7 protein-coding genes and 1 pseudogene are annotated in these 8,840 nt (G+C 38.5%); 4 read left to right on the forward strand and 4 right to left on the reverse strand.

From position 1 onward, the window contains the following. The 4 genes and pseudogenes from MM239_RS21310 to MM239_RS20125 form a co-directional block, all read left to right on the forward strand. Positions 1-120 (forward strand): annotated as a pseudogene (locus MM239_RS21310) (IS30 family transposase); the annotation flags it as partial. 348 nt (positions 121-468) lie between these two features. Then, complete coding sequence (gene rnr, locus MM239_RS20115) at positions 469-2,670, forward strand: ribonuclease R (protein WP_241350125.1); 2,202 nt, start codon at positions 469-471, stop codon at positions 2,668-2,670. Beyond that, on the forward strand, positions 2,636-3,631 hold the full coding sequence (locus MM239_RS20120; RefSeq protein ID WP_241350126.1) for a polyprenyl synthetase family protein: 996 nt from the start codon (positions 2,636-2,638) through the stop codon (positions 3,629-3,631). The genes rnr and MM239_RS20120 overlap by 35 nt, the downstream gene beginning before the upstream one ends. Before the next feature lie 26 nt (positions 3,632-3,657). After that, a complete protein-coding gene (locus MM239_RS20125; protein ID WP_241350129.1) occupies positions 3,658-4,287 on the forward strand; it encodes a rhomboid family intramembrane serine protease in 630 nt (209 codons plus the stop codon). A 28-nt stretch (positions 4,288-4,315) separates the two neighbouring features. On the opposite strand, the gene MM239_RS20130 is transcribed toward MM239_RS20125, so the two are convergent. The 4 genes from MM239_RS20130 to rplU form a co-directional block, all read right to left on the reverse strand. Further along, positions 4,316-4,624 carry an HPF/RaiA family ribosome-associated protein gene (locus tag MM239_RS20130; protein WP_241350127.1) on the reverse strand — a complete coding sequence of 103 codons (309 nt, stop codon included), beginning with the start codon at positions 4,622-4,624 and terminating at the stop codon, positions 4,316-4,318. Positions 4,625-5,093: 469 nt separating this feature from the next. After that, positions 5,094-7,820 carry a S9 family peptidase gene (locus MM239_RS20135; RefSeq protein WP_241350128.1) on the reverse strand — a complete coding sequence of 909 codons (2,727 nt, stop codon included), beginning with the start codon at positions 7,818-7,820 and terminating at the stop codon, positions 5,094-5,096. A 204-nt stretch (positions 7,821-8,024) separates the two neighbouring features. Further along, on the reverse strand, positions 8,025-8,285 hold the full coding sequence (gene rpmA, locus MM239_RS20140) for a 50S ribosomal protein L27 (RefSeq protein ID WP_241292581.1): 261 nt from the start codon (positions 8,283-8,285) through the stop codon (positions 8,025-8,027). Between the two features lie 34 nt (positions 8,286-8,319). Then, complete coding sequence (gene rplU / locus MM239_RS20145) at positions 8,320-8,631, reverse strand: 50S ribosomal protein L21 (protein WP_241292583.1); 312 nt, start codon at positions 8,629-8,631, stop codon at positions 8,320-8,322. Positions 8,632-8,840: the final 209 nt, after the last annotated feature.

Genomic DNA, 8,840 nt, shown 5'->3' on the forward strand with positions numbered 1-8,840 from the left:
TCATGGCAACATATTCAGTGTATTGAATCCAAAATCAATAATAGACCAGTAAGAAAGTTTGATTATCTTAGTCCTATTGAATGTCTAAAGAAAAAATTAGGCGTTGCATTTATGACTTGAACATGGCATTATTGAAAATCGAAGGTTTGGGAAAAAAGCTGGTCTATGCTGGAAATGAGAGTCAAGTTCGTACTGTAGGTAAATTAGTATCTTGGAAAGATTTCCCAAATTGAACCATTTTTGCATATATTTTTTTATAACTTTGATAGCATCGATAGACCAAGAGATGTTTTGAGAATAAAGCTGGAAATTAATAACTGGAATTACCATTTTTCGGAAAGCGATATCACCTATTGCTTAGAATACTTTAATCACCAATATTTTCATATCTATTCAAGCAAAGCTGGTGTGAAGTGCCCCCAGCAAAAATTATTAACAAACTAAAGAATTTAAAAAAGACTCATTTTTATGGGAAGAAAATCAAATAACAAGACAGGTAAAGGCAAGAAGAAAGGCGGCAAAGTAATGGATGCAGCCCAATTAGCTAGAAAAATCCTTAATTTTTTGGATAATCACTTTGGAGAAGAATTCAACTCTAAACAAATCATTAAAAAATTAGAGATTAGGGATGGTGTGACCAAAGGTGGTGTAGAACCTATATTACACAAATTAGCTGCGGCGGGTTCTGTGTCCAAGTCACCTAGGAACTATTTTTCCTCGACCAAGGACCCAGAATTTATAGAAGGAATTGTAGATTATGTCAATCCAAGATTCGCATACATTGTAGCGGACTCAAAGTTTGAAGTGGAAGAGGATATCTTGGTAAAGGAAGCGGATCTGAAGAATGCTTTAGATGGAGACCGTGTACGGATCATGGTGTATCCACTGAAAGGGAATAGCGGTCGGGTAGAAGGGAAGGTACTTGAAGTCCTAGAAAGAAGCAAAGATGAATTTGTAGGAAGAGTGGAGATTTCACCACGTTTTGCTTTTGTAGTACCAGATTTTAGAAAAATGCACCATGACATCTTTGTGCACAAAGGAGATCTTGGAGGTGCTGAGCACAACCAGAAAGTAGTGGTCAAAATGACTGAGTGGAGGGATGGAGATAAAAACCCTACTGGTAAAGTGACTCGTGTACTTGGAAAAGCTGGCGAGCACGAAGTTGAAATCCACTCGATCATGGCGGAGTTTGGGTTGCCATTTGAGTACCCAGAAGAAGTAGTAGCAGAGGCGGAGGAGATTTCAGATCAAATACCAAAATCAGAGATCAAAAACCGAAAAGACTTCAGGGATATTACCACTTTTACGATAGATCCAGCTGATGCAAAGGATTTTGATGATGCCATTTCTTATCAAAAGCTATCAAATGGTAACTACGAAATCGGCGTTCACATAGCAGATGTGACACATTATGTCAGACCTAAGACCAAGCTGGAAAAAGAAGCCTACGACAGGGCTACTTCCGTGTACTTGGTAGATAGAACCATACCGATGCTTCCAGAGAGATTGAGTAATGGCTTATGTTCATTGAGGCCCAACGAAGATAAATTGACTTTCTCATGTGTCTTTGAGATGGATGAATCAGGCGATGTTCTCAAGCATTGGATTGGTCGTACGATCATCCATTCAGATAGACGATTTGCTTATGAAGAGGCTCAAGAGAATATTGACAGTCAGTCTGGAGATTTCTTCGAAGAACTTACCTTGCTAAATGATTTAGCGAAAAAGTTGCGTAAAAGGCGGTTTGACAAAGGAGCTGTGAATTTCGAAACAGTGGAGGTGAAATTCAAGTTAGATGAAAAAGGAACTCCACTTGGTCTGATGGTCAAAGAGCGGAAGGATATCCATAAAATGATAGAGGAGTTCATGCTCTTAGCTAATAGAACAGTAGCCGAGTTTATCTTTGATCGAAACAAAGGAGCAGACACTTTTGTCTACAGGGTACACGATCATCCTGATTTGGAGAGATTGGAGACTTTCTCGAATTTTGCCAAGAAGTTTGGCCATGAGATCAAAGTAGGAGAGGGCAGTAGGATTTCTATGGCCTTGAATAAACTTATGGAAGAGATCCAAGGCAAACCCGAACAGAACGTACTAGAACAATTGGCGATAAGAAGTATGGCCAAAGCCATATATACCATTGAGCCCAAAGGCCACTTTGGATTAGCATTCAAGCATTATACTCACTTCACTTCACCGATCAGAAGGTATCCTGATATGATGGTGCATAGGTTACTTCAGCATTATCTTGATGGAGGGAAATCTCCAGAATCTGAGACCTGGGAAGAGAAAAGTAGACATTCTTCGGATAGAGAAAAGCGTGCTTCTGATGCAGAGCGTGCTTCTATTAAATACAAGCAAGTGGAGTTTATGTCACTGGCTGAAGATAAAGATTACCAAGGAATAGTCACTGGAGTGACAGAGTGGGGCGTGTTTGTAGAGATTAGTGAGACCAAATGCGAAGGAATGGTTAGGGTTCAGGATATGGATGATGACTACTACGAGTTTGATGAAAAAAACATGCGCCTGATTGGCTCAAAAAATAAGAAGATGATCACCTTGGGTGATAATGTTGCTGTGAGAGTGGTAGCAACAGATATAGATAGAAGAACAATAGATTTGGAATTTGCAGATAATGAGTCAAACAACAAGCCCCGTAAGCAGCGATAAGTTGCTTCAATACCTAGAGAATCATATCAGAGAGTATGCTTTTGGTGAAAATCCTTTAGCTCTTTACGAGCCGATCAGCTATATCATGAGTTTGGGAGGCAAAAGGATCCGCCCTTTACTGACTTTGATGGCTTATAGCCTCTACAAAAGTGATGTTTCAGCTGCGCTGACCCCAGCATTGGCAGTAGAAGTATTTCATAATTTCACATTGATGCATGATGACATCATGGATGATGCGCCACTGAGAAGAGGTCAAGCCACTGTACATGAGAAGTGGAATGCCAATACTGCTATACTTTCAGGCGATGTGATGCTAGTCAAAGCATATGAAATGCTTCTCACTGCGCCCGCTGAGAAGTTACCCACTATTTTCAGTTTGTTCAATCAAGCAGCTACGGAAGTTTGTGAAGGGCAGCAGCATGATATGGATTTCGAGAAATTGGATCATGTCTCTGAAGATGCTTACATTGATATGATCAGACAAAAGACGGCTGTGCTTTTAGGTTTTGCACTTCAATTGGGTGCTGTGCTAGCAGATGCATCGGAAGAAGATGGTCAAAAACTCTATGAGTTTGGGGTGAATGTAGGTATAGGCTTCCAATTGATGGATGATTTGCTTGATGTATATGCAGACCAAGCAAAGTTTGGTAAGCAGGTAGGTGGTGATATCATATCAAACAAAAAGACCTTCTTGCTGATAAAGGCCAGAGAGCTTGCTATTGGTGATCAAAAGCAAAGTCTAGACAATTGGATTGCTAAGACGACGTTTGATAAATCTGAAAAAGTGAAAGCAGTCACTGCCATATACAATGAGCTAGGTATCGATAAGCTTACTGCTTCCAAAATGCAGGAGTATTTTGATCGAGGCTTTGCCGTATATGACGCATTGAATGTGCCAAATAGTGAGCATTATAAGCAACTTTTGGAATTAGTGAAAAACCTAGTGAATAGAGAAAAGTAGCACACTGAAAATACACAGCATTTATGATCGAATTATCTACCACCGTGATCATCATTGTGATCACGGTAATCACATCCTATTGGGCTATGCGAAGTCCTACAGTAATTCAAAGATGGATGTTTACGCCCTTTTTGATAGATAAAAGGAACCAATATGATCGATTTATTCTTTCTGGATTTATCCATAAGGATAGCATGCACTTGCTTTTCAATATGTTTACATTCTTCTTCTTTGGAGGTGCAGTAGAGCAGTTTTTGATGTATAGGCTGGGAGTAGGGCTAGGCACAACAGTCTTTATTTTGTTCTATTTATGTGCAATTGTGATTTCGGATATTCCCACTTTTTTGAAGCATAGGAATGATAGCTATTATCAAGCTTTGGGGGCTAGTGGTGGCGTTGCAGCGACAGTTTTTGCTAGTATTATACTGATGCCTTTATCTGATATTTGCCTTTTTGGTATCCTTTGTTTGCCAGGATTTGCCTTGGGTGGCTTGTTTTTGATCTATTCTATCGTACAAGGTAAAAAAGGTAATGATGGCATCAATCATGACGCTCATTTGTATGGAGCACTGTTTGGAATCTTATTTATTTTGATCATTAGCCCAGCATCAGCATCCAATTTTATTCAAGAAATAAAAAACTTCAGGTTGTTCTAGCCTGAAGTTTTTTATTTATGCTTATTGTTTATTTTCCTTTTTGTAGCTGTCTGATGTTTTTGTCAGTGACAGATTTGAGCATTCCGATCCATTGTTCACCTTTTTCTTCTGCGAAAACATCTGGTCCTGGTACACCAACTCGCATTCCAATCGTGGTGGTGGCTTTTGAGCCATTGCCTTCAGCATTGAAATATACGTCTAGGGCATTAATATTTTGTGTAAATCTAGATAGCTTATCGATACTAGCTCTGATTTCAGCTTGTACTTCTTGGCTTACATCAAGACTAGGTGATTGAACATCGATTTTTACTCCCTTATAGTTTTCCGTGTAGTTCATAGGTCTATGTTTATTTTTTGTGGTAAAATATTGAATATATATACGTTTCCTCGGGAATAAAGATTGGCTAAAACTGATTCAATTTCATGATTTTAGGCATTTTTTAACAAAGTGTTTCATTATCAATAAGTTTGAAATTTCAATATGAAGTCATAGTAGTAGATTTTGAGCAAGTGAAAAGCCATACGCAAACTAGCCAAGCCTTAATCAAGATGATGAAAAAGTGATTCCTATAGAAATCTTCTATTGTGTCTCTTTCTTGATACAATTGGTAATAAATAGGACGTGCTAAAAAGCACTAACTGTAGAATAAATTCTTAAAATTTTGATGAAATACCCATTTAGTGAGTATTGTCTGTTTTTTTAGCAAGTCCTTAATGCAAAGAGCCAATCAAACTGTTTGATTAGCTCTTTGTATTTCTTAAAGCTTGATTAATTCAAGCGTAGTTCAGATTTGTATATTTAGAAACTAGTTCGCTTTCTCATAGAGTTTTTCAAGGTGAGGTACACCTGTTTCCATCCATGCAGGTGCAGGCTTACCCATCAAATGGAAGTCAAAATATTCTTTCATTCGTTTCTGGAAGTCTTTTTGATTGGCTTCATTGGTCAGGTGGTGTCCTTCATTTGGGTATGAAAGGAAGATTACTTCTTTCCCCATTCTACGGGCTGCATTATAAAGCTCAAGTCCTTGAGACCAATCTACTGCACCATCTTTTGTACCATGCAAGATCAAGAATGGTGTTTTTATATTTGGAATATGGTACATTGGGTTTTCTCTTTGATAGATTTCGCGATGAGTCCATGGTGTAACCCCATTTCCCATTCTCACTTGTCCTATTTCCATGATACCATGGTGCACTGTCCCAGTACTTGCATAGATGTTGTTGTAGAAACTTTCCAAGTTAGTAGGGGGTGCTCCAGTCACGATACACTTGAACATATCGGTTTGTGTCAGGATGAATGAAGTCTGATATCCACCCCAGCTATGGCCTTGAAGACCGATGTTGTCTTTGTCGGCATACCCAAGCTTTATCAATTCATTGGCCGCAGAAGTAATAGCATCAAGCGAGCTTGTTCCTGGTTTTCCTTCTTCAAATTTGATGTCAGGCATGAATATCAAGTAGCCATTACTTGCATAAGTTGAGAAGTGAGGTCTGTCATCATATACTGGCATGGAGTATTGGTGATGCCTTTCAGACATGGTTTCGTAGAAATAGAAGATCGTTGGATAAGCTTTGCCTTCCTGATAATCTGCAGGGAAAGTTAAAGTTCCTTGAAGCTCATTTCCTCTACCGTCTTTGAAAGAGACTAATTTTCTACTTCCCCATGCATAATCTTTTTGTTGCGGGTTGGCATCTGTTAGTTTATGAGCATTTGAGAACTTCATATCTGCGAGATAGTAATCAGGGAAGTTTACGAATGTCTGTTTGGTGAAGAATACTTTGTCTGATTTTTCAGCTTTTGTTGGCCTTCCATAGCTCATATCTTCATATACTAAAGGAGCAGGTTGGCTTCCGATTTTCAATTCATAGAATCCTTCTTTTTTTGTTTTATCTCCATATGCAGTGAGTATCAATGGTTGCTTGGTGTCTATCCATTCTTCTTCCGGATCCAAAGTGATCTGTCTAAATCTAATTTTTTCAGTATCTCCTATCTTAGTGATGTTTTCAGCTTTTGATCCGTCTAAGGCAAGCATCCAAAGATCATATTTATGATTGAGGATGACGTGTTTGCCATCTTTGCTCCAGCCAGCAACTCCAAAAGTTGGATTTTCGTGGGGGTAAGGATGCTCCATGTCCATGAAAATGACAGCTGCTTTTTCCGAGATATTAGTTTTTTTATCAGTTTGCAAATCATATGCAATGATGGCCGTGTCTTTTTGATACAGATAATACTTGCCATCAGGCGAGCTTTCCAAAGACCTTATTACGAGGTCTTCTATTTTTTTGCGCTCACCTGTTCTGATGTCTACACGGTAAAGGTCTGCAGGAGAGATTCCCCAGTTGACATCACTCAAGTATGGTGTGTCGTCTCTTCCAATTCTGTAATTTGGATGCTTGCTGTCAATTACAAATTTAAGATTATCATCTGCAAGACGTACAAACTTTCCTTCGTTGATATGGAACAAACTATTGTATGTGAAGTTTTTATCTCTGTTAGCTCTTACGATTTGAACAGATTGAATATAATCATCTTTCCAGTGCCAAACATCTACATTTGCAACGGTGTCTTTGCTGAGTTTCTCTTTGATTTCTTGGGCTTTGACCCCAAAACTTATAGTCTTGCCATCAGCACTGAAGCTCAACCTGCCTTTTTCGCTTATCACAAAGTTTTCAGGAAAACCAGATGCGTTTGTGGAAAGTAATTTTTGAACTGGTTTTGTTTCTAAGCTAGTGAATACCAACAGCTCATTGTCCTGATGCATTAGCGAGTCAACACTTGTTCCTTTGAGCACAGCCAATTGATTGCCTTTAGTCGACCATTCTGCTTTTTTGGCTGAGGAATCATCCCAAGTTAAGCTTTGAAAAGTAGCCTTGTCTGTATTTAGAGGCTTGGTGGCAAGATTCTGTAGGTTTAGGACAAATACCCCATTACCGACTTTATCTTCCGCATCAACGAGGTAGGCCAATAGGCTACTTTTCTTGTTGAATGCAAACTCTGCTACATTACCGATGTTGATAGTGGTTTTGTCTGATAGATTGTACAACACTAAATCAGCTCCTTTGATATCTGATTTTGCGTTTTCGGGTTTTTCTTTGTGGACTACCCAAAACCTTCCATCGTTAGAGAATTCCATGCTTTTGGCTCTTTCTACAGAAAAAGTCTTATCAGTCCCTATCGCTTTTACATGAGCTGTATTGGTAACTGGTTTTTTTGCTTTTTTTAGTTTTTCGGTTTCTGACTTGTTTGGTTTGGTCAGGTATGCCAAGAATTTATTGTCAGAGGTGAATTTTGGAGAAAACCCATAAGGAACTTTCTCAATTTTGTCTGTAGAGATTGATTTGATGTGGAGTGTATCGTCTCCGCCATTCGGTCTCAATGCATAGGCAAACCAAGCTCCGTCAGGAGAAGGGGTAGGGGAAATGATCGAAGACCATTGGCTGTAGTCTTCAAGTTGAAGTGGCTTTTGCTGCGCATAGCTGTGGCCAGTACTTAGTAAAGTCAGGAAAATGATAAAGTAATGTTTCAAGCTCATAGGTTATATTCATTTTTTTCTATCCCAATATGGCATGAAAGTGTCTGTGATCAAATGAATATTACACTTGTGGTGAATTGGAAATAATTTGGGTAGATTGGATATGCAATAATTTGATATTAAAAGTATGATAACCTGAATTAGGCAAAAAAAAAGAGAGCTACCCATCAAGGGTAGCTCTCTTTTATGAATAATGGTTGATTCTTATGCTTCTGCAGGAACTACGTTCACGTAAGATTTTCCATCAAATCTCTTTCTGAATTCAACTTTGCCATCAACTGTAGCGAAGATAGTGTGGTCTTTACCCAAACCAACATTTTCTCCTGGATGATGCTTAGTACCTCTTTGTCTTACGATGATGTTTCCAGCGATAACTGCTTCACCACCAAATTTTTTCACACCTAGTCTCTTGCTATGTGATTCTCTTCCGTTCTTGGAACTACCGACACCTTTTTTGTGAGCCATAATCTTTAATGTTTATCGATTCCTAAAGGAAATCTTATAGTGCAATATTTTCGATCAATACTTTAGTGAAGTCTTGTCTGTGACCGTTCTTCTTTTTGTAACCCTTTCTTCTCTTCTTTTTGAAGACAATAACTTTGTTACCTCTTACATGATCAAGTATTTTACCTGATACCTTTGCTCCTGAAAGAAGTGGAGCGCCGATTGACACTGTACCGTTGTCTTCTGCCAACAATACTTGGTCAAATTCCACGGAAGCGCCAGCTTCGCCTTGCAACTTAGGTGCATAGACATACTGATCTTTAGTTACTTTGAACTGCTTACCTGCGATGTTAACGATTGCGTACATAAAATTTGTTTGAAACTATTTTATCAAATTGAGGTGCAAATATACCATTTCTTTTTTAGAATGAAAAGATTTGATAAAAAATACAGCAATTCCGATTTTAAATAATTGAAGTAGTTTGATCAATTTGCTTTAGAAAATAGACATAGGATTCCCATGACCCTGTTTCCAGGGAATTCTTTTTTTTAATTAAACCAGTTTTTGTGTTTTTG

Origin of the sequence: Belliella filtrata (assembly GCF_022549775.1) — a bacterium.
Classification (GTDB): domain Bacteria; phylum Bacteroidota; class Bacteroidia; order Cytophagales; family Cyclobacteriaceae; genus Belliella; species Belliella filtrata.